Origin of the sequence: Spirillospora sp. CA-142024 (assembly GCF_050942325.1) — a bacterium.
Lineage (GTDB): Bacteria > Actinomycetota > Actinomycetes > Streptosporangiales > Streptosporangiaceae > Spirillospora.
The window spans coordinates 7775976-7801195 of record NZ_CP192077.1; the positions used below are offsets into that span (position 1 = coordinate 7775976).

25 protein-coding genes are annotated in these 25220 nt (G+C 71.0%); 6 read left to right on the forward strand and 19 right to left on the reverse strand.

Annotation, left to right across the window (positions count from 1 at the left end; genetic code table 11):
• Nucleotides 1-15: 15 nt before the first annotated feature.
• Genes ACQPZP_RS36850 through ACQPZP_RS36875 form a run of 6 tightly spaced genes read right to left on the reverse strand, consistent with a single transcriptional unit; the run spans nt 16 to nt 6476 of the window.
• Nucleotides 16-1032: an ABC transporter permease gene (locus ACQPZP_RS36850; protein ID WP_433474289.1), complete on the reverse strand. Its 1017-nt coding sequence runs from the start codon at nt 1030-1032 to the stop codon at nt 16-18.
• Nucleotides 1029-2531, reverse strand: a complete 1503-nt coding sequence (locus ACQPZP_RS36855; protein ID WP_433474290.1) for a sugar ABC transporter ATP-binding protein — start codon at nt 2529-2531, stop codon at nt 1029-1031. Before ACQPZP_RS36855 ends, ACQPZP_RS36850 begins: the two co-directional genes overlap by 4 nt.
• Nucleotides 2528-3583, reverse strand: coding sequence for a sugar ABC transporter substrate-binding protein (locus ACQPZP_RS36860; protein WP_433474291.1), 1056 nt, complete (start codon nt 3581-3583; stop codon nt 2528-2530). Before ACQPZP_RS36860 ends, ACQPZP_RS36855 begins: the two co-directional genes overlap by 4 nt.
• A 24-nt stretch (nt 3584-3607) precedes the next feature.
• Nucleotides 3608-4351: an SDR family NAD(P)-dependent oxidoreductase gene (locus tag ACQPZP_RS36865; protein ID WP_433474292.1), complete on the reverse strand. Its 744-nt coding sequence runs from the start codon at nt 4349-4351 to the stop codon at nt 3608-3610.
• Nucleotides 4321-5640, reverse strand: a complete 1320-nt coding sequence (locus tag ACQPZP_RS36870) for an enolase C-terminal domain-like protein (RefSeq protein WP_433474293.1) — start codon at nt 5638-5640, stop codon at nt 4321-4323. Before ACQPZP_RS36870 ends, ACQPZP_RS36865 begins: the two co-directional genes overlap by 31 nt.
• Entirely contained in the window at nt 5637-6476 is an 840-nt protein-coding gene (locus tag ACQPZP_RS36875; RefSeq protein WP_433474294.1) for a fumarylacetoacetate hydrolase family protein, read from the reverse strand. The genes ACQPZP_RS36870 and ACQPZP_RS36875 overlap by 4 nt, the downstream gene beginning before the upstream one ends.
• 175 nt (nt 6477-6651) lie before the next feature.
• Between ACQPZP_RS36875 and ACQPZP_RS36880 the strand changes: the two genes are divergently transcribed.
• Both ACQPZP_RS36880 and ACQPZP_RS36885 read left to right on the forward strand, forming a co-directional pair.
• Nucleotides 6652-7362 (forward strand): FadR/GntR family transcriptional regulator, encoded by a 711-nt coding sequence (locus ACQPZP_RS36880; protein ID WP_433474295.1) that lies wholly within the window; start codon nt 6652-6654, stop codon nt 7360-7362.
• Complete coding sequence (locus tag ACQPZP_RS36885) at nt 7362-7676, forward strand: L-rhamnose mutarotase (protein ID WP_433474296.1); 315 nt, start codon at nt 7362-7364, stop codon at nt 7674-7676. Before ACQPZP_RS36880 ends, ACQPZP_RS36885 begins: the two co-directional genes overlap by 1 nt.
• Nucleotides 7677-7804: 128 nt before the next feature.
• Here the strand turns inward: ACQPZP_RS36885 and ACQPZP_RS36890 are convergent, their stop codons facing one another.
• Both ACQPZP_RS36890 and ACQPZP_RS36895 read right to left on the reverse strand, forming a co-directional pair.
• Nucleotides 7805-7978, reverse strand: a complete 174-nt coding sequence (locus ACQPZP_RS36890) for a hypothetical protein (RefSeq protein WP_433474297.1) — start codon at nt 7976-7978, stop codon at nt 7805-7807.
• Nucleotides 7979-8145: 167 nt separating this feature from the next.
• Nucleotides 8146-10026 (reverse strand): ABC transporter ATP-binding protein, encoded by a 1881-nt coding sequence (locus ACQPZP_RS36895; RefSeq protein ID WP_433474298.1) that lies wholly within the window; start codon nt 10024-10026, stop codon nt 8146-8148.
• Nucleotides 10027-10152: 126 nt separating this feature from the next.
• Between ACQPZP_RS36895 and ACQPZP_RS36900 the strand changes: the two genes are divergently transcribed.
• Nucleotides 10153-11316, forward strand: a complete 1164-nt coding sequence (locus tag ACQPZP_RS36900; RefSeq protein WP_433474299.1) for an aminotransferase class V-fold PLP-dependent enzyme — start codon at nt 10153-10155, stop codon at nt 11314-11316.
• A gap of 57 nt (nt 11317-11373) precedes the next feature.
• Here ACQPZP_RS36900 and ACQPZP_RS36905 read toward each other — a convergent pair whose 3' ends face one another.
• From ACQPZP_RS36905 to ACQPZP_RS36915, 3 genes are all read right to left on the reverse strand, one after another.
• Nucleotides 11374-11793 carry a CBS domain-containing protein gene (locus ACQPZP_RS36905; protein ID WP_433464242.1) on the reverse strand — a complete coding sequence of 140 codons (420 nt, stop codon included), beginning with the start codon at nt 11791-11793 and terminating at the stop codon, nt 11374-11376.
• A 94-nt stretch (nt 11794-11887) separates the two neighbouring features.
• The gene (locus ACQPZP_RS36910) at nt 11888-12889 is read right to left on the reverse strand and encodes an LCP family protein (protein ID WP_433474300.1); all 1002 of its coding nucleotides are present in this window, start codon (nt 12887-12889) and stop codon (nt 11888-11890) included.
• The gene (locus ACQPZP_RS36915; protein WP_433474301.1) at nt 12886-13467 is read right to left on the reverse strand and encodes an RNA polymerase sigma factor; all 582 of its coding nucleotides are present in this window, start codon (nt 13465-13467) and stop codon (nt 12886-12888) included. The genes ACQPZP_RS36910 and ACQPZP_RS36915 overlap by 4 nt, the downstream gene beginning before the upstream one ends.
• Before the next feature lie 236 nt (nt 13468-13703).
• Here ACQPZP_RS36915 and ACQPZP_RS36920 point away from each other — a divergent pair, with 236 nt between their 5' ends.
• Complete coding sequence (locus ACQPZP_RS36920) at nt 13704-16226, forward strand: hypothetical protein (protein ID WP_433474302.1); 2523 nt, start codon at nt 13704-13706, stop codon at nt 16224-16226.
• Between the two features lie 23 nt (nt 16227-16249).
• Here the strand turns inward: ACQPZP_RS36920 and ACQPZP_RS36925 are convergent, their stop codons facing one another.
• From ACQPZP_RS36925 to ACQPZP_RS36935, 3 genes are all read right to left on the reverse strand, one after another.
• Nucleotides 16250-17635 (reverse strand): MFS transporter, encoded by a 1386-nt coding sequence (locus ACQPZP_RS36925; RefSeq protein ID WP_433474303.1) that lies wholly within the window; start codon nt 17633-17635, stop codon nt 16250-16252.
• Nucleotides 17636-17909: 274 nt separating this feature from the next.
• On the reverse strand, nt 17910-18539 hold the full coding sequence (locus ACQPZP_RS36930; protein WP_433474304.1) for a LysE family translocator: 630 nt from the start codon (nt 18537-18539) through the stop codon (nt 17910-17912).
• 67 nt (nt 18540-18606) lie between these two features.
• Complete coding sequence (locus ACQPZP_RS36935; protein WP_433474305.1) at nt 18607-19215, reverse strand: TetR/AcrR family transcriptional regulator; 609 nt, start codon at nt 19213-19215, stop codon at nt 18607-18609.
• A gap of 203 nt (nt 19216-19418) precedes the next feature.
• On the opposite strand from ACQPZP_RS36935, the gene ACQPZP_RS36940 reads away from it, so the two are divergent.
• Nucleotides 19419-20231, forward strand: a complete 813-nt coding sequence (locus ACQPZP_RS36940) for an SDR family oxidoreductase (RefSeq protein ID WP_433474306.1) — start codon at nt 19419-19421, stop codon at nt 20229-20231.
• Between the two features lie 3 nt (nt 20232-20234).
• The gene (locus ACQPZP_RS36945; RefSeq protein WP_433474307.1) at nt 20235-21398 is read left to right on the forward strand and encodes a cytochrome P450; all 1164 of its coding nucleotides are present in this window, start codon (nt 20235-20237) and stop codon (nt 21396-21398) included.
• A gap of 34 nt (nt 21399-21432) precedes the next feature.
• On the opposite strand, the gene ACQPZP_RS36950 is transcribed toward ACQPZP_RS36945, so the two are convergent.
• The 5 genes from ACQPZP_RS36950 to ACQPZP_RS36970 form a co-directional block, all read right to left on the reverse strand.
• A complete protein-coding gene (locus ACQPZP_RS36950; RefSeq protein ID WP_433474308.1) occupies nt 21433-22281 on the reverse strand; it encodes an SDR family NAD(P)-dependent oxidoreductase in 849 nt (282 codons plus the stop codon).
• A 257-nt stretch (nt 22282-22538) separates the two neighbouring features.
• Nucleotides 22539-22730 (reverse strand): hypothetical protein, encoded by a 192-nt coding sequence (locus ACQPZP_RS36955; RefSeq protein WP_433474309.1) that lies wholly within the window; start codon nt 22728-22730, stop codon nt 22539-22541.
• Between the two features lie 41 nt (nt 22731-22771).
• Nucleotides 22772-23233, reverse strand: a complete 462-nt coding sequence (locus ACQPZP_RS36960) for a hypothetical protein (protein ID WP_433474310.1) — start codon at nt 23231-23233, stop codon at nt 22772-22774.
• 146 nt (nt 23234-23379) lie between these two features.
• A complete protein-coding gene (locus tag ACQPZP_RS36965) occupies nt 23380-23751 on the reverse strand; it encodes a hypothetical protein (RefSeq protein ID WP_433474311.1) in 372 nt (123 codons plus the stop codon).
• A gap of 313 nt (nt 23752-24064) precedes the next feature.
• Entirely contained in the window at nt 24065-25018 is a 954-nt protein-coding gene (locus ACQPZP_RS36970) for a hypothetical protein (protein ID WP_433474312.1), read from the reverse strand.
• Nucleotides 25019-25220: the final 202 nt, after the last annotated feature.

Below are 25220 nucleotides of genomic sequence, written 5' to 3' on the forward strand. Positions count from 1 at the left end.
CGGTCCACCTCGATGTCACTCCTGGGCCTTCCCGGACGTCACACGCGAGATGACCAGCGCGATCAGGATGATCCCGCCGTAGATGGCCTGTTTCCAGAAGGACGCGACCTGGGCGAGGGTGAGCAGGTTGTCGACGACGCCGAGCAGCAGCACACCGGTGATGGCACCGGTCATGGTGCCCTTGCCGCCGTTCATCGAGATCCCGCCGATGACGGCCGCGGCCATCACGGTGAAGATCATGTTCTGGCCCTGGTTGGCGTTGATCGCGCCGACGTACCCGGTGAGACAGAGCCCGGCGGCCGCCGCGAGGACTCCGGCGATGACATAGACGGCCCAGGTCACGCGCTCGACGCGGATGCCGGCCGCGCGGGCAGCCTCGGCGTTGCCGCCGATCGCGTACAGCGCGCGCCCCAGCCGGTGGTAGCGCAGGACGAATCCGGCCACGCCGAAGGCGGCCACCGCCAGCCACACCGACACCGGCAGCTTCAGGAACGTGGTGGTCGCGATCGAGAAGAACGGCTCGGGCATGTCGAACAGCGTCTTGCCCTCGGTCGCGCCGGTCAGCAGACCGCGCAGGACGATCAGCATGGCCAGCGACACGATGAAGGAGTTGAGCTTGAGCTTGACCGACAGGAACCCGTTGAAGGCCCCGATCACGCCGCCCACCACGAAGATCGCGAGGATGCCGGCGAAGGCGGGGATCTCGGTCCCGAATCCGGCCGAGGCCGCGGGGATCACCAGCAGGGCGCCGAGGCCGGGCGCGATCCCGACCGTCGACTCCAGCGACAGGTCGATCTTGCCGGTGATCAGGATGAGCGATTCGGCCAGCACCACCAGGGCCAGCGCGGCCGAGGCGCCGAGAATGCTGATGACGTTGCGCTCGGTCATGAAGCTGTCGTTGACGACCGTCCCCAGCACCACCAGCGCGATCAGCGCCGGGACCAGGGCGAACTCGCGCATCCGGCGCAGCGCGGCGCCCGCCGCGGCCGACGGCTCGGTGCGGGCCCGGGGTTTGGCCACAGTGTGCGTCATGGAGAGACCCCTTCGATCGATGCGACCAGCTCGTGGTCGTTCCAGCCGACGGCGTGCTCGGCGGTCACCCGCCCGTGGAAGAGGACCAGGACCCGGTCGCAGGGCCTGAGGTCGTCCAGCTCGTCGGAGATGATGATCACGGAAGTGCCCCGCTTGCGGATCTCGTCCACCACGCCGAGCAGTGACTCCTTCGACTTCACGTCGACCCCGGCGGTCGGGTTGACCAGGACCAGCAACCGGGGCTCGACGGCCAGCGCGCGGGCCATGACGACCTTCTGCTGGTTGCCGCCGGACAACCCGGTCACCGGCTGGTCGGGGCCCTGGGTCTTGATGTCGAGGCCGGAGATCGACTCCGTCGCGGCCTCCCGCAGCCGCTTCGGGCCGATGATCCCGTAGGGGCCCAGGCGTCCGGCGATGGTCATGGTCGCGTTCTCGCCCACCGACAGCTCGGGGACGAGGCCTTCGCGGTGCCGGTCGCGCGGGACGAATCCGATCCCGGCGGAGATCGCCTTCCGGACGTCGCCGAACGGCAGCGCTCTGCCGTCCAGCAGGGCACAGCCGCCGCGCGGCTTGCGCAGCCCGACCAGCGTCTCCGCCAGCTCGATCTTGCCGCTGGAGCTGGACCCCGCCAGCCCGAGGACCTCACCGCGCCGAACACTGAGATTCACTCCGGTGAACGCCCCGTCCGTCAGGTCCTCGACCTCCAGCCTGACCTCGGACCTGACCGGCTCACGCTTCCCGGTGCTGCGGCCGAGGGCGGCGGCCTCCCCGGTCATCGCCTCGACCAGCGCGCTCTTGGCCAGCTCGCCCACCGGCGCGGTGGTGATCCAGCGGGCGTCGCGGAAGACCGTGACGGTCTGGCAGACCTCGTAGACCTCCTGGAGGTGGTGGGAGATGAACAGGAACGTCACCCCCGCCTCCTGGAGCGACCGCATCCGGGTGAACAGCCGCTCGATCTCGGCGTTGTCGAGATGGGCGGTGGGTTCGTCCAGGATGATGAACCGCGCCCCGAAGGACAGCGCGCGGGCGATCTCGACGAACTGCCGGTCCTGAACGTCGAGGCTCCCCGCCTCGGCCGCCGGGTCGACCTGGACGTCCCAGCCCGCGAGCAGGTCGGCGGCCTCGCGGCGCATCCGCTTCCAGCCGATCACGCCGCGTGAGCCGGGCTGCCGGTTGATGAACAGGTTCTCCGCGACGGTGAGCCCGGGGATGATCGTCGACTTCTGGTAGACGCAGGCCACCCTCGAACGCCAGGCGTCGCGGTCACCGGTCGACGGCGCGGGCTCGCCGTCGAAGAGCACCTCGCCGCCGTCCGGCGGGAAGATGCCCGTGAGCACGTTGACCAGGGTCGACTTGCCCGCGCCGTTGCGTCCCACCAGGGCGTGCGACTCGCCCGGCATCACCCGGAGGCGCGCGTCCGCCAGCGCCACCGTCGAACCGAAGCGCTTGCTCACGTCGATCGCTTCGGCGAGCGGGACATCGCCGTCCGCGTCCATCATTTGCCCACCGAGTTCCCCCACAGCGACGGGTCGTCGACGTTGGCCTTGGTGACGAGCGGGGCCGGGAGCTGGTCCTCCAGAATCCCGCTGGGCAACTTGACGATCTCGCTGCCATGGTCGGTCTTGCCGGGCTGGAACGTCTTCCCCTCCATCGCGGCCTTGATGTAGTACATGCCCCACTTGGCGTAGGCGTCCGCGGGCTGCGACACGGTCGCGTCGATCTCGCCGCTGCGGATCGCGGCGAACTCCTGCGGGATGCCGTCATTGGAGACGATCGCTATGTGCTTGGGATCGCCGGCCTTGAAGAGCAGCTTCTTGCTCTTGAGCACCTGCAGGGTCGGGGCCAGGTACACGCCGCCGGCCTGCATGTAGACGCCCTTCAGATCGGGGTTGGCGTTCAGGAGGCTGTCGAGCCCGGACGCCGCCTTCTCCGACTTCCACTCGGCCGGGATCTCCAGCACCTTGAGCTTGGGGAACCTCGACTTCACACAGGACCGGAACGCCTCGGAGCGTTCCCGCCCGTTCACCGAGGCCAGGTCGCCCTGGATCTGGACGACCTTGCCCTCCTTGACGGTCTTGCCGAGGTAGTCGCAGGCCTTCTCGCCATAGGCCTTGTTGTCCGCCCGGACGACCATCGCGACCTTCCCCTTGTCGGGGGCGACGTCCACGGCCACGACCGGGACGCCCTTGCGGTCGGCCTGGTTGAGCCCGGCCACGATCGCGGCACTGTCGAGCGGCGCGACGACCAGGCCCCGCACGTTCTGGTTGATCAGGTTGTTGATGTCGGTGATCTGCTGCGTCGGCTCGGAATTGGAGTTGACCGTCGGCAGGATGTCCACGCCCTGCTGCTTGGCCATCTGCGGGACGTAGTCGTTGTAGGCCTGCCAGAAAGGCGAGGTCAGCAACGGCAGGTCGACCCCGACCTTGCCGCTCTTCCCGCCGCCGCCCGCGTCGGAGCCGCCGCCGGAGTCGGAGGTGCTGCCACAGCCGGCGACCAGGGCGGCGGTCAGCGCGGCGGCCGCCCCGGTCACGATCTTGGTGCGGATCATCATGGTGCTTCTCCTCGGATGGTTCGGTCAGGAGGAAGGGCGAAGCCGCAGGCCCTGCATGCCGCCGTCGACCGCGAGCGCGACGCCCGTGGTGGCGGAGGCGTGCGGGCCGGCGAGGTAGGCGATCGCCGCGGCGACCTCCTCCGGGGTCACCAGCCGCCCGCTGGGCTGGCGGGCGTTGAGTGCCACGCGCTCGGCCTCGGGATCGTCCGCCCGCTCCAGGAGGCGATCGATCCACGGGGTGTCGGCCGTGCCCGGGTTCACGCAGGTCACCCGGATGCCCTCGCGAAGATGGTCCGCGGCCATCGCCAGGGTGAGCGACTGCACGGCACCCTTGGTCGCCGAGTACAGAGCCCGGTCGGGAAGCCCCGCGGTGGCGGCGATCGAGCAGGTGTTCACGATGGCCCCGTGTCCGGACTCGCGCAGGTGCGGCAGGGCGGCCCGGGTCACGCGCACCATGCCGATCACGTTGACGTCGAAGACCCTGCGCCACTCCTCGTCGTCGTTGCCCTCGACGGTTCCCTGGGCGCCGATCCCGGCGTTGTTGACCAGGACGTCCAGGCCGCCGAGACGGGCGACCGCTTCCTGGACGGCCCCGCGCACCGAGCGGTCGTCGGTGACGTCCGCCTTGACCGTGAAGAACGCCTCGGGAGCGGCGTTGACGTCCAGGCAGACGACCTCGGCCCCGCGCTCGGCCAGCAGCCGGGCGGTGGCGAGGCCGATGCCGGACGCGCCGCCGGTCACCAGGGCCTTGATTCCGTCGAACTCCATCGGTTGTCGTTCCTCCAGACCTCGCCGTCGGGGTGGGCGTGGGTGGCGAGGGTCTCCGCCCTCATCTCGGTGGACATTCCGGGTGCGGTGGGAGTCACGTAGCGGCCGTCCACGATCCGCACCGGGTCGAGGAAGTGCTCGTGCAGGTGGTCGACGTACTCGATCACCCGGTCCTGGGTGGTGCCGCTCACGGCGACGTAGTCGAACATCGCCAGATGCTGGACGACCTCGCAGAGCCCGACCCCGCCGGCGTGCGGGCAGACCGGGACGCCGTACGCGGCGGCGAGCAGCAGGATCGCCACATTCTCGGTGACGCCCGCGACCCGGCAGGCGTCGAGCTGGAGGATGTCGATCGCCTCCGCCTGAAGCATCTGCTTCACCAGCACCCGGTTGGCGATGTGCTCGCCGGTGGCGACCTTGACCGGCGCCACACCCCGGCGGATCGCCGCGTGCCCGAGGACGTCGTCCGGGCTGGTCGGCTCCTCGATCCAGTACGGGTCGAACGGCTGGAGCGCCCGCACCCATTCGATCGCGGGCGCCACGTCCCAGCGCTGGTTGGCGTCCACCGCGATCCGGACGTCCGGCCCCACGGCCTCGCGGGCCAGCCGCAGACGGCGGACGTCCTCCTCCAGGTCGGCGCCGACCTTCAGCTTGATCTGGGTGAAGCCGTCGGCCACCGCCTCACGGGCCAGCCGGACGAGCTTGCCGTCGGAGTAGCCGAGCCAGCCCGGCGTCGTGGTGTAGGCGGGATAACCGCGGCCGAGAAGGGTCGCGGTCCGCTCGGCGCGCCCCGGCGCGGTGTCCTTGAGAAGCTCCAGCGCGCGGGACGGCGTGAGCGCGTCGGTCAGGTACCGCCAGTCGGCCAGATCCACGATCTGCTCGGGCGCCATCTCCCCCAGCAGCCGCCAGACCGGGATACCGGCCACCTTCCCGGCCAGGTCGAAGGCGGCATTGATGATCGCCGCGGCGGCCATGTGCACCGCGCCCTTCTCCGGCCCGAGCCAGCGCAACTGCGAGTCGTGCAGCAGCCGCCGGGAGAACTCCCCCAGGTCGGCGAGATCGAGTTCGGCGCCCACGACCAGCGGCGCGAACGCCCTGATCGCGGCGACGCACACCTCGTTGCCACGCCCGATGGTGAAGCAGAACCCGTGCCCCTCCGGCCCCCCGTCGGTGCGGAGCACGACGTAGGCGGCCGAATAGTCGGGATCGGGGTTCATCGCGTCCGACCCGTCCAGCTCCCGCGAGGTGGGGAAGCGGATGTCGTGCGCCTCCAGCGCCCGGATCCTCACGCCACCACCTGACGCTGGCCGCCGAGGCCCTCGATCTCGACCTCCACGATGTCGCCCGGCCTCAGATACGGCTCGCCGGGACGACCCAGGGCCACACCTGCCGGGGTCCCGGTGTTGATGACGTCGCCCGGGTCCAGCACCATGAACTGGCTCAGGTACCAGATCACGTGGTCCACGCTGAAGATCATGTTCTTGGTGGTGCCGTCCTGGCGGAGTTCACCGTTCACCCAGAGCCTCAGCGCCAGGTCCTGCGGGTCGGGGATCTCATCGGCGGTCACCAGGTAGGGGCCGAGCGGGTTGAAGGTCTCACAGGACTTTCCCTTGTCCCATGTGCCGCCGCGTTCGAGCTGGAACTCCCGCTCCGACACGTCGTTGCTGATCGCATAGCCGGCGATCAGCTCGCGCGCCTCGGCCGGGGAGTTCAGATAGCTCGCCCGTCCGCCCAGAACGACGGCGAGTTCCACCTCGTAGTCGGTCTTGACACTGCCGCGCGGTATCAGCACCCCGTCGTCCGGCCCGACGACCGTGTTGGACGCCTTCATGAACACCACGGGCTCGGACGGCGGCTCGGCGCCGGTCTCCTCGGCATGGTCACGGTAGTTGAGGCCGATGCACACGACCTTGCCGGGACGCGCCAGGGGAGCGCCGATGCGCCCGGGCTCGGCGATCGAGGGCAGATCGCCCGCGTCCCGCGCGCTGCCGGCGCGTCCCAGGCCCTCGGCCAGGAACCGGCCGTCGATGTCGTCGGTGACCCCCGACAGATCGAGCGGCGTGCCGTCGTCGGCCAGAACCGCGGGGCGTTCGGCGCCCTCCGGCCCCACACGCAGAAGCTTCACCTGGTCGTCCCCCCATCGTCCACAGCCCGATGAGAAGTCATCGGATCTCTTCTTCCGTCATCAGACCATTTGGGGGGCAATGCCTGGCAAGTCTCGTTACGATGTTGTTACTTGCGGCAAATTGGTCCGACCACATCGCTCATGCCAAGATGTCGGCACCGAGAGGAGACAAGGTGTGACCGAAGAGCCCGCACCCAAGACGACCGTGACGCAGCGGGCGATCGAACAGATCAAGGCCAAGCTGGCCTCGGGCGACCTCCTCCCGGGACAGCGGCTTCCGACCGAGCGCGACCTCGCGGCCGAGCTGGGCCTGTCGCGCAGCTCGATGCGGGAGGCCATCCGGGCGCTCACCATGCTCGGCATCCTGGAGGCCAGACATGGCGCCGGGGTGTACGTGACGCGGTTGGAACCCAGCGACCTGCTGGAGACGTTCGGTGCGGTCGCGGAGATCTCGCGCGGCGAGACCCTGGTGCATCTCGTCCAGGTCCGCAAGATCCTCGAACCGGCCGCCGCGTCCACGGCCGCCGCGCGCATCACCGAGGAGGGGCTGGCCCGGCTGCGCGCCGAGATGCGGGCGATGGAGCGCGGGACGACCTCGGAGGAGATCGTCGGCCACGACATGGAGTTCCACCGCCTCATCACCGAGGCGGCGGGCAACCCCGTCCTGTCGGCGATCCTGGGCGGCCTGAACAACCGCACCTTCCGCGCCCGCGTCTGGCGGGGTTACGAGGAGGAGCACGTCTTCGCCCGGACGTTCCGCGAGCACGAGGCCATCTACCGTGCCCTGACCGACCGCGACCCCGAGGCCGCCCGCATCGCCGCCGCCGTTCACATCGGCGCCGTCGAGGGCTGGGCACGCACCCACGCCGAGGAGGACGAGTCCTGATGCGCATCGCCCTGCACACCCGTCTCAAGCCCGGCGCGGAGGAGGAGTACGAGCGGGCCCACCGCAAGGTCCCCGCAGAACTCACCGACGCCATTCGCGGGGCCGGCGCCCGCGACTGGACGATCTGGCGCAGCGGTCTGGACCTCTTCCACGTCATCGACTGCGACGACTATCCGTCCCTGCTGGCCGCCCTGGAAGACCTTCCCGTGAACGTGTCCTGGCAGGCCCGGATGGCCGGCTACCTGGACGTCATCCACGACTACTCCACCGATGGCGCCGCCAAGGGCCTCCCCCAGATCTGGCGCCTGCCGTAGAGACCAGACCAGATTGGAACGCCCCCGCACGGATCTGACCGGCGGGGGCGTACACGAACTAAGAGAGAGACGGCCGCTGGGGCCGCCTCTCCGGGCTCAGCCGATCAGCCGATCAGCCGGTCAGCCGATCAGCCCCATGTGCTCGGGGACCCCGGGGCCGGCAGGTCCTTCGGGTCCACCTCGCCCGACGCGACCTTCTCGTCGAGTTCCGCGACCAGGTCCTGCTGGACCTTCTGCTCGCCGGCGATGGTCGACCGGCGCGGGTCATGCGCGGGCTGCTTCGCGGGAGTGGTATTACTCATCGGGATTTCTCCTTTGAGACGTGAGATCGAACTGCACTGACGACCACGGCTGGGCCGGGTCGCCGAAGACCGTCCGATGAAACCGGCACCCCGCAACCAGCCGTGCCCGCCGGGCCCCTCCGGCGCATGCGGGGTCGGCGGGGCGTTCGGGCGTACCGCCGTGGCGGTCAGGCGACGGGTTCCAGGGGTGGTTCGTCGGCGAACTGGGTGCGGTAGAGGTCGGCGTAGCGGCCTTCGGCGGCGAGGAGCTCGTCGTGGGTTCCGCGTTCGATGATGCGGCCCTCCTCCACGACGAGGATCAGGTCGGCGGCGCGGACGGTGCTGAGGCGGTGGGCGATGACCACGGCGGTGCGCCCGTCGAGCGCCTCGGTCAGGGCCTCCTGGACGGCGGCCTCGGACGTCGAGTCGAGGTGGGCGGTCGCCTCGTCGAGGATCACGACGCGCTGGCGGGCCAGAAGGAGGCGGGCGATGGTGAGGCGCTGGCGTTCGCCGCCGGAGAGGCGGTAGCCGCGCTCGCCGACGATGGTGTCGAGACCGTCCGGCAGGCCCTCGATGAGGGTGTCGAGGCGGGCCCGGCGCAGCACGTCCCAGAGTTCGTCGTCGGCCGCCTCGGGGCGGGCCAGCAGGAGGTTCTCCCGGATCGACTCGTGGAAGAGGTGGCCGTCCTGCGTGACCATGCCGAGCGTGTCGCGGATGGCCTGGAAGGACAGGTCGCGGACGTCCACGCCGCCCAGCCGCACGGTGCCGGAGTCGACGTCGTAGAGGCGCGGCAGCATCTGCGCGATCGTCGACTTGCCCGCGCCGGACGAGCCGACCAGCGCGACCATCTGGCCGGGTTCGGCGCGGAACGAGACGTCGTGCAGGACGTCGACGCCGCCGCGGGTGTCGAGGGTGGCGACCTCTTCGAGCGAGGCGAGGGAGACCTTGTCGGCGGACGGGTAGGCGAAGCGGACGTTCTCGAACTCCACGGTGACCGGCCCGTCCGGGACGTCGCGGGCGTCGGGCCTCTCGGCGACGAGCGGTTTCAGGTCGAGGACCTCGAAGACCCGCTCGAAGCTGACGAGTGCGCTCATCACCTCGACGCGAGCGCTGGCCAGCGCGGTCAGCGGCGCGTACAGGCGGGTCAGCAGCAGGGCCAGCGCGACGACGGCGCCTGCGTCGAGGTGCCCGCGCAGGGAGAGGTAGCCGCCGAGGCCGTAGACGAGCGCGAGCGCGAGGGCGGAGACCATGGTGAGCGCCGTGATGAAGACGTGCTGCACCATCGCGGTGCGGACGCCGATGTCGCGGACGCGGCGCGCCCGCGCGGCGAACTCGGCGGACTCGCGGGCAGGACGCCCGAACAGCTTCACCAGCGTCGCGCCGGGTGCGGAGAAGCGCTCGGTCATCTGCGTGCTCATCGCGGCGTCGTGCGAAGCGGCCTCACGTTCGAGACGCGCCAGGCGGCTGCCCATGCGGCGCGCCGGAAGGACGAAGACGGGCAGCAGGACCAGGGCCAGCAGAGTGATCTGCCAGGAGATGCGCACCATCACGGCGAAAGTGAGCAGCACCGTCACGATGTTGCTGACCACGCCGGAGAGCGTGTCGCTGAAGGCGCGCTGGGCACCGATCACATCGTTGTTGAGCCGGCTGACCAGGGCGCCGGTGCGGGTCCTCGTGAAGAAGGCGACCGGCATGCGCTGCACGTGGTCGAACACGGCGGTGCGCAGATCGAGGATCAGCCCCTCGCCGATGCGGGCGGACAGCCACCTGTTGGCCAGCCCCAGCCCGCCCTCGGCGAGAGCCAGGATCGCGATCAGCACGGCGAGCCACACGACGGTCGACGTCGCGGAGCGGTCGACGATCGCGTCGACGACCCGCCCGGCCAGCACGGGCGTCGCGACCGCGATGACCGCCATCACCACGCTGAGGAAGAGGAAGGCGGCGAGCGGCCTCCGGTGCGGTCGGGCGAAGGCGGCGATGCGGCGCAGCGTCGCCCGGGAGAACGGCCTGCCGTCCCGCGCGTTCATGGCGTGATGCAGCGACATCCACGCCGTGACTTCCATGTCCATGAAGACCCCTGTGATCGTTAGCCTGGAACAGCAAGCATGTGACCTCAAGATTGGTTGAGGTCAAGTCGCCGCCACCGCGACCAGGGTCTCGCGCGGGTACGACACTTTCCGACCGAAGGGCGTTCTGTGGATATCGAGGAGATCCGGACCGACACCCCCGGCTGCGCCGAGGTGGCCCATCTCAACAACGCCGGCGCCGCGCTGCCCCCGCGCCCCGTCATCGAGGCGGTCGCCGAGCACTTCGCGCTGGAGTCCACGACCGGCGCCTACGAGGCGGCCGAACAGAACGAGGCGGCCATCAAGCATTTCTACGACGCCGTCGCACGGCTCCTGCACGCACGCCCCGACGAAATCGCCTACGTGGAGAACGCCACCCGCGCCTGGGACATGGCGTTCTACTCCATTCCCTTCGCGGACGGCGATCGCATCCTGACGACGACGAGCGAATACTCCAGCAACGCGATCGCCTACCAGCAGGTGGCGGCGGCCAAGGGTGCGCGCGTGGAAGTCGTCCCGGACGAGGCCGACGGCTCCCTCTCTCTGGACGCGCTGGAGGCCGAACTGGTCAAAGGCAACGTCCGGTTGGTGTCGCTGAACCACATCCCCACCCACAACGGGCTCGTCAACCCGGCCGCGGAGGTCGGACGGCTGTGTCGTGAGCACGGCGTCCTGTATCTCCTGGACGCATGCCAATCGGTCGGCCAGCTCTCGGTAGACGTCACCGACATCGGCTGCGACATCCTGTCGGCGACGGGACGCAAGTTCTTGCGCGGCCCGCGCGGCACGGGCTTCCTGTACGTCCGGCGCGAGATCCTGCGAACGCTGGTCCCGCCGTTCCTCGATCTGCAGGCCGCAGAGTGGAAGGCACCGGACGGCTTCGAAATGCGTGAGGACGCGCAGCGCTTCGAGACGTGGGAACGGTACGTCGCCGGGCAGATCGGCCTGGGTGTCGCCGCCGACTACGCCGCCGATCTGGGGACGGCGTGGATAGAAAGCCGCGTCCTGAGTCTCGCGGCACGGCTGCGCAAGGAACTGGCGGCCCGTCCGGGCATCACGGTCCTCGACAAGGGCGCGCGGCCGTCCGGGATCGTCACGTTCACCGTGGACGGTCACGACCCTGCCGCCATCAAGAAGGCCGCAAGGGAGCGTGGCATCAACATCAATGTCACGAACCCGATCGCACACGGATACGACCCGAACGCCCTGACGACCGCCGTACGAGCCTCCGTGCACTACTACAACAGCGAGGAGGAGCTCGACCGGCTTCTGGCCGTCCTCCCCGAAGGGTGAGCGCGTCCGGCGGCAGGGAGATGGGCGACCGGGACCGGACGCGCTCACTGGTCAGGGTCAGACGTTGGGGCGCGCCGCGCCGATGTCGGCGAGCGCCGACACGGAGTCCTTCTCCTTCGCCAGGTCGCCGATGGACACAATGCCCACCGGGCGGCCGTCCTCGATGACGGGCAGCCGCCGCACGGACCGCTCCCGCATGATCTGCGCGGCCCGGTCGAGGGAGTCGTCGGGGCCGACCGTCGCGGTGACCCGGCTGGCGATGCCGCCGATCTTGGTCTGGGCGGGGTCGCCGCCGGCGGCGAGCCCGCGGATCACCAGATCGCGGTCCGTGACCACGCCTTTCAGATGGTCGCCGTCCGCCACGAGGACCGCGCCGATCTCCTCGTCGCGCATCGCACGCGCCACGGTCACGAGATCGAGCTCTGGCGACACCGACGTGGGCGAGCCGGTCATGATGTCACGGACCTTCGTGGCCATCCCTCACTCCTTGCGCCTCTGGGTCGTTGCTGAGCAGGGTCGTTGCCGAGCAGCCGGGAACCGTCCGGCACCTACCCGGCAGAAACGGAATCACTCACGGCGCCGCGAACGGGGCGAGCATCCGCTTCGCCGCCGCCTGGTCCAGCACCAGCCGGTTCGGGTCCGAAGGCGCGGGACGGACAGGAACCGTGTCGAACCCGACCGAACCGCTCGTGTCGAAGTCGCGGGCGAGGCTCCGCAGGCCGCCGACGTCCAGGCTGGGCATCGTCTCGACCGAACGGGCCGCGATGGCGAGGAACTTGGCGAACGCCAAGGGATTCGCGCTCTTCACCTCCCTGGCCCGCCGTGCGAGCGAGGCCAGGAACCCGTGCTGCCGCTCGATGCGGTCCAGGTCCGAACCGTCCCCGAGCCCGTGCCGGGCCCGGACGTAGGCGAGCGACTGCCTCCCGTCCAGCCGCTGCGTGCCCGCGCGCAGTTTCAGCCCGGACGCGGAGTCGGCGACCGGCCGCGGCACCGTCACCTCGACCCAGCCGAGCGCGTCCACCACCCGCACGAACCCGGCGAAGTCGATCGCCACGGTCTGATCGACCCGGACGCCCGTCACCGACTCCACCGTCTTCAGCGTGCAGCCGGCGCCACCGGCGGAGTACGCCGAGTTGATCAGCCCTTGCCTCGGCGCCGGGAGGCCGGGGCACGCGGGGATCCGCACCATCAGGTCCCGGGGGATGCTCACCACCCGGGGGTTCTTCCGGTCGGCCGGGACGTGCACGAGCATCAGGGTGTCCGAGCGCGGTCGGCCGCCGCCACGCGCGTCCGTGCCGATGACCAGCACGTTCAGCGCCCGGCCCGCCACGGGCGAGGTCGGCTTCGTCGTCGCCGGCCGTGCGTCCCGTCCGTGCAGGAACGCGGCCGGGACGAGGATCGCCGCGGCCGTCACCACCGCCACCACCGTGAGCAGCGTCGCCCGTCCCATCCCGCGGCGCGGCCGCCGCGCGGCGTCCAGCAGCCGGTTCCGCTGCCGGACGAGGGAGGGCGGCGGCTCGTGCTCCAAGCCCCGGCCGAGGTCACGGATCAGGTCCAGGTCGTCCACGCTCACGCCTCCTCACGCATCGGGTCGGTTCCGCCCAGCGCCGCGCGCACCTTGCGCCGGGCCCGGTTGAGACGGGAGCGGACCGTCCCGACCGGTATGCCGAGCGCCCGCGCCACCTCCTCGTAGGCGAGGTCGCCCCACGCCACGAGCAGCAGGACGTCCAGGTCCCGCCGTGCCAGGCCCGACAGCGCCTCCGCGAGCGCGGGACGCGACGCCGACGCGGTCACCCCGGCGGCCACCCGGTCGGCGGGCCCCTCCACCGGGCCGTCCACGGGGCTTCGGCGCAGCGCCCGGTAACGCGCGCCCTCCGCCCGGTGGTGCCGCGCGACCAGCTTCGTGGCGATGCCGAACAGCCACGGCCGCGCGTCCCGCTGCGCGAGGTCGTAGCGGTGCCTCTTGCTGAACGCCGTCAGGAACGTCTCGCCCACGACGTCCTCCGCGGCCTCCGGTCCGAGCCTGCGGGAGACGTACCGGTAGAGCATCGCCGAGTAGCGGTCGAACAACGCGGCGAACGCCTCGGGCTCGGCGAGCGAACTCTCGATGAGAGCGGCGTCGCACTCCCGGGCCGTGGGGGGAACGGTCATCGCGGCCACCATGGCATGCGCACCGGGCCTTCCCGTGCGGGGACGTTGTCAGCGGTGTATCTCCGCAACCCCCCGTCCGGGTTCACGCCCGCCGGGAACAGATTGGTCCGAGACACGTGGCCGCCATTACGGGTCGCGGCGAACCTTCCCGATAAACTGCGCATCCTCATAAGCACGGGGGTTGCCGGAGAGGGCCGCTCCGCCGCCTGCGAAGTACGAGCGAGGAAGGTCCGTACGTGGACGACGACACCGAGCGGGAGAGGGAGTCGTCCCGTACCGGCACCGCCGAATTCCGCATCCCCGCCAAGGTCGATCTGACCAGGCCGGACATCGCCGTTCGCCGTCGCGTCAAGCCGAAGGACGAGCCCGCGGACGAGCCGCCCGAGGAACCGGCGGCCGCCCCGCAGGGGCCCTGGTACGTCCAGTTCACTCCGCCCGCCGAGGCCGAGGCCGAGCCTGAAACCGAGCCCGAAGCCGAGGACGCCGACGGGGACGCCGACGGGGACCAGAACACCCGCTGGGACTTCGCCTGGAATGGCGAAGAGGTCTCCGGCGAGGAAGCCGCCAGGGACTCCGAGCAGGACTCTGAGCAAGCCCCTGAACAGGACCCTGAGCAGGACGCGCCCGGCGAAGCTCCGGAGGAAACCGGCGCGCAGACCGAAGACATCGCGTCCTCCACCACGGTGACCATGCCCTGGCGTCCCACGCCTCCGCCCTCTCCGGAAGCGGACGAGTCCCCAGAGGCGGACGCCCCCGAGCAGGCCGCTCCGCCGCAGGACGACCCCGCGCCCGCCGCCGCACCGGCGGAGGATTCGGACGATGACCTCGCGGACGGCGAGGGTGAGCCCCCGGAGGCCCCCCAGCCGGACCCCTCGGCCGCCGGCACCGGACGCCACCGCGGCGCGGCTCCACAAGACCGCCCCGACGACGTGCCGGACACGCAGGACGAGCCGCCGGAGATCCCCGCACCGCACGCGGGCTCCCGCCACGCCGCGCCTCCGCAGGCCCCGCCGGAAGGTCCCGCCGACGTCCCGGCCACGCGCCCCAACCCGATACCGGCCGCCGCGTCACGGGCGGACTCCCCGGAAGCCGCGCCCCCGGAGCAGGACCGCCAGGCCGATGACACGGCCGCCTCACCGCAGGCCGGCCCTCGGCACCCCGCGCCGCCGCAGAGCACCAGGCCGTCCGGCGGCACGGCCGGACCCACGCGGGTCGAGCGCCTGCCGGTGCTCCCCAAGCAGCCCGGGTCTTGGCAGGCGGCACTTCCCCAGGCCGCACCACCACAGACCGCACCGCCACAGGACACACCTCCACGGGACGCGCTCACAGACGCCGCACCACCGCAGAGCGCACCACCACAAGCCGCACCACCACAAGCCGCGCCACCGCGGAGCTCGCCGCCTCAAGGTGAGCCGTCGCAGGGCGCGCTCCTTCCGGCGGCTTTGCCGCAGGAGGCTTCGCCGCAGGAGTATCCGGCGGCGCGGACGTCCGGGCAGTGGAGTGTGCCCTGGGACGGGCCGCCCCTGCCGGTACCACCGGTCGCGCCGGTGGAGGAGAAGAAGAAAAAGAAGCGTGGACGGCGCTGGCTCGTCGTTCTCGTGGTCGTCCTGGTCCTCGTCGGCGGAGGCGTGGCGGGGCAGTTGCTGCGGCCGCCGCCCGACCCGACGGTGCGGCTGGCCATCCCGGCGAGCCGGACGTTCCAGGGCCAGGCACCGGCGTTGTCGTGGCCGGCGGCCGGGCAGGCGGTGATCTCCGTGGACGGGGCCGGGACCATGGGCTCGTCGGGCGGCGCGGCGCCGACGCCCACGGCGAGCGTCGCCAAGGTGATGACGGCGTACGTCTACCTGCGCAGCCATCCGCTGAAGTCCGGTGAGGCGGGCCCGGTGCTGACGGTGTCGCCGCAGGCGGCGGCCCAGATCCCGGCGCGCAAGAGGCGCGGGGAGTCGCTGCTCGGCGTCACCGCGAACCAGCGGCTGACGCAGCGGAAGGCGCTGGAGGCCCTTCTCATCATCTCCGCGAACGACGTGGCGCACGAGCTGGCCCGGTGGGACTCCGGAAGCGACCAGGCGTTCGTCGCGAAGATGAACGCGACGGCGCAGGAGCTGGGGATGACCAGCACGCGCTACACCGACCCGAGCGGCTACGACTCCCGCACCGTGAGCACTGCCGCGGACCAGGTGAAGCTGCTGCGGGCGGCCATGCAGATCCCGGCCTTCGCCGAGATCGTCAACAACCGGATGTACGTGCCGGACGGCGGCGGGGCCCCGCGGCAGGGCGGCAACTTCATCCTGGGTCGCAACGGCGTGGTCGCCGGCAAGACGGGATACACCGACGCGGCCGGCGGGAACTTCGTGTTCGCGGCGCACAAGAACCTCGGCGGCGTGACCACGCTGATCGTGGGCGCGGTGATGGGGCAGCACTCGCCGAACGCGGCCGGCGCCGTCAACGCGGCGGAGAGTCTCCTCGTCGCGGCCGAGCGCGCGCTCGTCGCGGCGCCGCTCGCGCGTAAGGGGGACATCGTCGGGTGGGTCGAGGACGGACTCGACGGCCGCACGGCGCTGCGCGCCACGGCCCCGGTGACCGTGATCGGCTGGCCGGGTCTCACCGTGCCGGTCAGGTTCGACGGTGACCCGTCGGCGGACGACGGACTCGGCGACACGCCCGGTGTGGTCGACGCGGGCTCCGCGAAGGTGCCGGTGAAGCTGGAGGCGCCCAAGCAGGAGCCGTCCGTCGTCAAGCAGCTGACTCGGCTCCGCTGAACCCGCCCGCCTCCGGGAGGTGTTCAGATGGCGGGTTCCGGAGCCTCCGCTACGCGTGAGCGGACGCTCGCCCGCCGAAAGGCCAGCAGCGGGGGGACGCTGAGCAGCAGAAGCAGCGCGGGGACGAAGGTGAACCCGGCGCTCATGCCGGTGAGGGCCGAGTCCGGCTGGACGACCGGGGTGTCGAAGAGGTCCCGGGACGGCGACCCCGCCGCGCCGGCGTCGGGTGCGGAGGACCGGAACGACGACACCGCGAGGATCAGCGCGAAGAGGCCGGGGCCGAGGGCCAGCGCGCCGGTCTCCGCCGCCGTGAACAGGCCGGTGAAGGCGCCGGACTGCGCGTGCCCGGTGCGTCCGGCGTCGGCGTGGACGGTCTCCGGCAGCAGCATCAGCGACAGCAGCTGGACCGCCGCGTAGCAGACCCCGACCAGACCGGCGAACGCCAGCACCCCGGCGGTCGACGTGATCACCGGGTACACCGCGGCGGTCGTCGCGGCGAACAGCAGCACCCCCGCCACGTAGCATTCGATCACCCCGTACCTGCGCGCCAGCCACCGCCACAGCGGCACCGCGAACGCGCTCGGGCCGACCATGCAGACGAACATCGCCGAGGTGAGCCCGTAGTCGTCCAGCCGGTAGGTCGCGATGTACGGGGCGCCGGCCAGCATGACCGCGGCGGCGAGGAACTGCGCCACGCAGGCGCCGAGCAGCAGGAAGAACGGCCGGTTTCCGCGGGCGGTGCGCAACGCGGCGACCAGCCCCAGCGGGCGCGGCCCCGGACGGGACGGGATCCACCGGCTCGCCAGCGCACCGGTGATCATCGCGGCGCCCATGGCGGCCCCGATCACGGCTCCCATCAGCGCGTACCCGGCGCGTCCGCCGCCGGCGGCGTCGGTCAGGGCGGGCGCGACGCCGCCGGCGACCAGGATGCCGAGCGTCAGGCAGACGACGCGCCACGCCATCGCACGGCCCCGCTCGGACGGATCGGCGGAGATCTCGGCGGGCAGCGCGACGTACGGCACCTGGAAGAAGGCGAACGCGGTCGCGGCCAGCAGGAACATGATCCCGGCCCAGGCGGCGGCGACTCCCGGAGAGCCGCCCGGCACGGCGAACATCGCGGCGAACAGGAACGGCAGCGTCAGGGCGCCGAACATCAGGAGACGGGTGCGCCGCCCCGTCCGGACGGCCTCCCGGTCGCTGGCGGCGCCGACGACCGGGTTGAGCAGGACGTCCCATGTCTTGGGCACGACGAGGACGACACCGGCGACCGCGGCGGACACGCCGAGGACATCGGTCAGGTAGTAGAGGAGCAGCAGCCCGGGGACCGCGGAGAAGACACCTGTGCCGACGGAGCCGGCTCCGTAGCCGAGGAGCCGCCGCCGGGGCAGTCGGGCCGGCTCGGCGATCATTTCCACACGCTAGGCTCTCGAACGGAATTCGGTCAATCGATCGACGGGCGACCGCCGCGATCGTGCGCGGCACGCGCCAACGCGCGAGCCGGGCCAGGTCGGCGACGACCTGCGGGGTCGCGAGCCTGCGCCACGCGACGCGGCCGCCCAGCCGCAGGGAGGTCTGCAGGATGTCCAGGTCGCGGCCCGCCCGGGAAGCTACCGGCGGCCGGACGGCGGGCTGCACGACCGGGGACGCATTGCGGCCCACCGCTTGTCAGCGGAGTGACGATCCTCAGGTGCGGCGGGCGCCCGGGCCGGCGAACACGGCGGCGGCGCCGAGACCGAGGTAGATCAGGCCGGTCGCGTACCGCTGCCGCCGCCGGAAGACGGGCCGGGCCCGCAGCCATTCGCCGATCGAGCCGGCGGCGACCGCGTACACGATGTCGCTGGCCAGCCCGATCAGCGCGGTCACGACCCCCATCACCGCGATCTGCAGCGGCACCGCGCCCGCGTCCTGGTCGACGAACTGCGGCAGGAACGCGAGGAAGAACAGCACGACCTTCGGGTTGAGGACGTTCACGAGCACGCCGTCCAGGTAGACGCGGTGCAGCGGCCGCGGCTCCAGGTCGGGTTCGGCGGGGTCGTGGCGGCTGCGCAGCGTCCGGTACGCGAGGTAGACGAGGTATGCGGCGCCCGCGTAGCGCAGCAGGCCGAACGCGGTCGCGGACGCGGCGACGACGGCGGACAGTCCGGCCGCGGCGGCGCCGATGTGGACGAGCGTGCCGGTCTCCACGCCGAGCGCGGACGCGATCCCGGCGCGGCGGCCCTCACCGATGCTGCGCGTGGTGATGTAGAGGTGGTTCGGGCCGGGGATGGCGACCAGCGTCAGGGCGGCCAGCAGGAACAGCAGTGGGTTCGTCACGAGAGCACGCTAGAACCGGGATGGTCCGCTCTCCAGGTCCAATCCGGGCCGTGCGGAGTGGACCAGATCAGCTCGGCGTCGCGGCGAGCGCACCGGACAGCACCAGGCGCCCGGCGGTGCGGACCATGGCGGCGACCTCCTCGACCGGCTGGCGCAGCGAGGCCAGGCTGATCAGCGCGGCGAGCAGGATGTGCCCGAGCACGATCTCGACGTCGTCCCGCTCCGGCACCGGGTCGCCGATCGCCGTGGAGAGCCGGTCGCGCAGGAACAGGAACAGGACCGTCCGGGCGTCGTCCACGCTGGAGTCGTCCGAGGTCACGGCCTGGATGATCGCGGACGTCAGGGTCGGCTCCTCCGCCGCCACGTGCACGATCCGCTCCAGCAGCGCGGTGAGCCGCTCCAGCGGGGTGTCGCCGACCGCGAGCGCGTCGATGTCGTCGGTGACGCGGTGCGCCCACGCCGCCGCCACCTCGGTGAGCAGATGGTCCTTCGTGGCGAAGTACCGGTAGACGGTCGCGCGGGCGACCCCGGCGCGGTCCGCCACATCGTGCATGGTGACGGCCGGGTAGCCGCCCTCCAGCGCGAGTTCCCGGGCCGAGTCGATCAGCCGCTCGCGCCGCGCCTGCTGATCCTTGCTCAGCGTCCGGGTGACGGTGAACCGCGCATCGCCGCTCAAAACGCCCTGCCCTTCTGCATGGCCCCCGCCTCGCCGTGGCCGCCCCCATTCTTCCGTACATTCACCCCGGACGGGTCCATCAACGACGTCGGAGCCCCATCGGCGGCCACCCGTTCCCGGCACACGATAGACCTACCGCTTGCTTGGTGAGACGATGGTCCAGATCTCAATCTCACTTCGGGAGGCCGGACGGTGGAGCACTGATGGGCGACCTCACGGGGACGGCGGCGCTGGTCACCGGCGGCGGCAGCGGCATCGGCCTGGCCTGCGCCCGGCGCCTCGCCGCCGACGGCGCGGACGTCACGATCTGCGGCCGCACCGAGGCCCGGCTTAAGGACGCCGCCGAACCGTCCGGCCTCCGCTACGTGGTCGCCGACGTCACCGACGAGGACCGCGTCGCGGCCGCCGTGGACGCCGCCGCCGCGCACGCCCCGCTCCGCACCGTGATCGCGTGCGCGGGCGGCACGACCTCGATCGGACCGATCCCCGCCCTGGACGCCGGGGCCTGGCGGGCGACGCTGGAGCTGAACGCGACCGGCACCATGCTCACGCTCAAGCACGCGTCCCGGCTGATGGCGCGGACGGGCGGCGGCTCGTTCATCGCGATCTCCTCGATCGCCGCGTCCAACGTCCACCGCTGGTTCGGCGCCTACGGCCCCGCCAAGGCGGCCGTCGACCACCTGGTTCGGCAGGGCGCGGACGAACTGGGCGGCGTGGGCATCCGCGTGAACGGCATCCGCCCCGGCCTCGTCGACACCGAACTCGTCGCGGGGGTGACCGACCCGGGCCCGGTCCTGGACGACTACCTCGCGTGCATGCCCGTGTCCCGCGTCGGCGAGCCGTCCGACATAGCCGAGGCCGCGCGGTTCCTCGCCGGGCCCGAGTCGTCCTGGATAACCGGCGAGATCCTCAACGTGGACGGCGGCCACCACCTGCGGCGCGGGCCCGACTACCGCGCCGTCTTCGAGCCCCTGTTCGGCGCCGACGCGCTACGCGGAGTCATCCCCGAGGAGTGAGCCATGGCCATCGACCTTCTCGACGGCGAGATGTACGCCACCGACCCCTGGTCCGTCTACGCGCGGCTGCGCGCCGAGGCCCCCGTCTACCACGACGAGCAGAACGGCCTGTGGGGCGTCTCACGGCACGCCGACGTGTTCGCCGTCGAGCGCAACCCGCGCGTGTGGACGAACTCCGGAGGCTACCGGCCCCAGCTGCCGTCCGACCCGTCGATGATCGGGCAGGACGATCCCGAGCACGCGCACCGCCGGCGGATGGTCTACCAGCGCTTCACCCCGCGCGGCGTCGCCCGCTACGCCGACCGGATCCGCGCGACCGCCGTCGACTGCATCACCACGGCCCTGGAGGCGGGGACCGTGGACGCCGTCCCCGCGCTGGCGGCCCCGCTGCCCGCCCGGGTCATCGGCTGGCTGCTCGGGTTTCCGGAGGACGCGTGGCCGCGGCTCGTCCACTGGTCGGCGACCGCGGTCCTCGCGGGCGGAGGCCGCCGCTACGTCACCGACGGCGCGACGATCGCCGCCGGCGAGTACGCCCTCGCCGTGTTGGAGATGGCGAAAGAACGCCGTTCCTGCCCCACCGACGACCTGCTGTCGATCTGGTCGAACGCGGGCCCGGACCAGCCCGCCTACGACGACGACCACCTCGCGCACGAGGCCCTGCTCCTGCTGGTCGGCGGCGCCGAGACGACCCGCACCGTCATCGCGACCGCCCTGGACGCCCTCATCCGGCATCCCGCAGAATGGCGGAAGCTCCGCGACGACCCGTCCCTCGTCCCGAACGCCGTGGAAGAGTTCGTCCGCTGGACGACCCCGATCCTCAACATGTGCCGGGTCGCCGCGACCGACGCCGAGATCGCGGGCGTGAGGATCCCCGCGGGCGAGCAGATCCTGCTCATGTACGGCTCCGCCAACCGCGACGAAACGGTCTTCGAGAACCCGGACGACTTCGACGTGACGCGCCGCCCCGGCGACCACATGGCCTTCGGCCTGGGCCCCCACTTCTGCCTGGGCGCGTCCCTGGCACGGCTGGAACTGCAGATCTTCTTCGAAGAATTCATCGCCCGCGTCGACACGGCCGAATGGGCCGACTCCGAAGGCCCCCGAATCCTCCGCAACGCCTTTGTCCGCGGCGTGACGGGATTCCCGGTGAAACTGACCGCCCGTTAGGCTCGGACGCCCGGGCGTGAGCCCTTCGGGCGGTTCACTCCTTCCTCGGCGCCGGCACGGGCAGCAGCGACGGGTCGTCACTGCTCAGGATCTGCGTCACTCGATGCTCGATGTGCTCGGCGTACTCCGGGTGCGTCAGGACGTAGAAGCGCTCCTCGCGAATGGCCTGCAGGACGCGCTTCCCGATGGCCCGCGGGCTGGTGCCGAGCTTGAACGCCTGCCGGGCCGCGTCGACGGACCAGCCTTCCGGAACCGGGCCCGCATCGGGAAAGCGCGCCGGCCGGTTGCGCTGCGAGACGAAGATGTTCGTGTCGACCAGGCCGGGGAACAGCACGGACACCCGCGGCTTGAGGCCGCCGTCGACGAGTTCCAGATAGACGGTCTCCGAAAGCGCGAGAACGGCCGCCTTCGTCGCACCGTAGAGCGAGCCGCCCGCCAGCAGAGCCGCCATCGACGCGGTGTTGACGATATGCGCGTCCTCGTCCTGCTCGATCATGACGGGCAGGAAGGCCCGGATGCCGTGGACGACGCCCATCAGGTTCACGTCGAGAATCCACGCCCAGTCGTCGAGCGTGCTCTCCCAGCTGGGCCTGCTGCCGACATGGACACCGGCGTTGTTGCACAGCACGTGCACGGCACCGTATTCCCGGAGGGTGGTCTCGGCGAGCGAGGTGACGTCTTCGGCCAGCGACACGTCGGCCACCACACCGCGGACATCCGCTCCCCCGTCTCGCAGCTCGGCCACGGTGGAATGGAGCGCCGCCTCCTCCACATCGCTCAACACCACGCGCATCCCCGCGCCGACGAACACCTCCGCCATTCCCCGCCCGATCCCGCTCGCCGCACCCGTGACAACGGCGACCTTGCCGTCCAGAACGTCCATCGCGCCACCCCCATCAAACCGACGCCACACTCTAGAGAACCGCCGCCCCGACAAGATCCACCCGAAGAACGATGTTTTCCGACCCCCGCCGGGTTACTGTGAAAATGGAGGACGACACCGAGACGCCGCCCCCCATCGCGCCTCAGTGACAAGCCGCGCCCGGCCCGCCCGCCGCACTCACGTCGGCCAGGTACCTCAGCAAGGCGTCAGAAGCCGCAGCTGCCGGAAGCCGCCCAGAGGTTCCTCAGACGGCGGGGTCAGTGATCACCTGCCGGGAGGACGCGGTAAACCTCGATCTGGTCTCGCACACGCAAATCCGGAAAGTCGAGCCCGATATCGATGACGGGTGAGCCGCTGCGGTTATTGGTCGAGAAGAAGGTTCTGAACGCCCGGTCCACGGCATTCTGCCCAGGGCAATATCCGATGGTGAATCCGTCGGCGATGATCACGCGGTCGCGCAGGACGCGCGCACGAAGCCCGATCGCCGGTTTCAGCTCCTTCGCGGGCGAGGTCGCGTATGGCCCAGACGCAGGGACGCGCCGCCACCCGCGAAGTCCCTGTCGTTCGCCCGTCCGGCCGGGTCGGTCATGGACAGCAGCCGCAACGCCTCGGCCAAGGGTCGCCCATCGCGCAGGACCCGGACACGGTCGCCCACCGCCAGCCTCCCCTCGGACAACGTCGCCTGTGCGACCGGGCCGCCCACGGGACCGTCGTCCACCGCGCCCACCTCGGCTCGTCCCAACTCCTCCCGCCGTTCGACCAGGTCCTGGTATCCCGGCGCCAGTAATGGCTCACCGTCGGCCACCTGCCGCGCGTAGATCTCGATGATGTCGCGTTTGCGAACGTCGCCGTACCCCGTCGCCATCACATACCGCGGCAGGAGGCCGAACCACCTCCAGAAGGTCTTCTTGCCGATCAGAGCCCCAACATGAAGATCCTCGACGATCAGCACGCCATCACGGAACAGGCGAGCCCGCGCACCATGAAAGTCATCGCCGCCGAACAGCCATAACTCAGACGCCCACCCTCTGGGCAGCCGACCGAAACCTGCGACATCCCTGGAACCGGTCACGCGTATTCTGCATATTCGTTTCTCTCCTACCCAGATACTGCTGCCCCGCATCGAGTCCCTCCTCCGCGAGGACCAATGATCTCCCACGACCACTCATCCACACCAGAGGCTTCAGGGCCGGTGCCAAAGTGCGGCCAGTGCGCCGAATCGTCCCGGCGCCGCGACACTTCCTTCATGCGGTCGCCGGGAATGACGACCTGGGTCACGTCCACGGCTCTCTCGTCCTTGGCGCGATAACTGATCCGGACGATCTCCCAGACCGGGAGTTCAGCGGGTATGAGCAGGAGTGTCGTCTCGTCTGCGGTCGGCATGCGCACCCGGCGCCGTTCAAGCCATTCCAGCGGGCCGCGCCCCTTGGCCACGATCGCATCCATCCACACGCCGACCCGGTTCCACACAGTTCGGGAACCTCGGCCGCGATACGGGCTCAGCAGTCATGGAAGCGGCCTCGTGATCTCCGAAGACTGGCGCGCCCGCGTGGCGGGACGCTCGGCTGCCCGGACCGGGCTCCGTATGAGCGGGTCATCATCCCCGTGCTGTCGCTGCTGATCTGGCAGCGGCTCCAGGGCGTCAACGCCTTCCCTGGCTCCGCGGCGAGATGTCTTTGGGGGTAGGCGGTCTTGCGGTGCGAGATGACGGCGGGCGTGCGCGCGGCCGTGCCGGACTGGTGGCTCGTCCAGTCCGGCACGGTCGCTTGGACACGCGCTGTTCCTAACCCTGGTTCGGGGCCTCGGTCAGCGCCTCGCCCCTGTTCTGGACCTGCCCCTCGTTCTGGGCCTGGTTCTCGGCCTGCTCCTGGGCGGCGGGCTGCTCCTGCGCCTGCGGCTGCTCCTGCGCAGCACCCTGCTCCTGCGCCTCCGGCTGCTCCTGGGCAGCCGCCTGCTCCTGCGCTTCCGGCTGCTGCTGCATGGCGCCCTGCTCCTGCGCCTGCGGCTGCTCCTGCGCAGCACCCTGCTCCTGCGCCTGCGGCTCCTGCTGCATGGCGCCCTGCTCCTGCGCCTGCGGCTGCTCCTGCGCAGCGGCCTGCTCCTGCGCCTCCGGCTGCTCCTGGGCAGCCGCCTGCTCCTGCGCTTCCGGCTGCTGCTGCATGGCGCCCTGCTCCTGCGCCTGCGGCTCCTGCTGCGCGGCGGCCTGCTCCTGCGCCTGCGGCTCCTGCTGCATGGCGCCCTGCTCCTGCGCCTGCGGCTGCTCCTGCGCGGCGGCCTGCTCCTGCGCCTGCGGCTCCTGCTGCATGGCGCCCTGCTCCTGCGCCTGCGGCTGCTCCTGCGCAGCGGCCTGCTCCTGGGTCTGCGGCTGCTGCTGCGCGGCGCCCTGCTCCTGCGCGGCAGTCTGCTCCTGCGCCTCGGCCTTGGCGGCGTCCTGGCCCTCGACGTCCTGCTCGGGGCCTTCCACCTCGATCGTCACGGGGCCGATCTTCTTGCCGTGGACGATCTGCTTGATGTCGCCGGTCGTGACCGGCTTGTTCCCGAGGTTCTGAGTGACGCCGCGCGACCCGTTGGCCTCGGCGTGGTTGAGGTCGCCGGGGCCGTGCTCGGAGATGTACGTGGGCCTGTAGTAGAAGTTGATGTCCGACGGCGCCGTGGTCGCCGAGGCCGCCGGAACGGCCAGGAGACTGCCCCCGACGGCCAGCGTGGCCACCATCGCTGCACGAGCGATGCGATTCATTCCATTTCTCCCTTTTGTGGATCTGGTTCGCGACTGCGAACTGGGTGGTCGTAATCAGCCCTTGCCCGAACTCAAATCCGGGCAGGGGCTGTTGACGACATGCCCCGCGAACCGCAAAATCAGGCCGCCGCGTTTATCCCCCGAGGGTAAATTTGTATTTGGGCGCTCCGCTCCATGCGATCGGGACTCCGGATTTATGCGG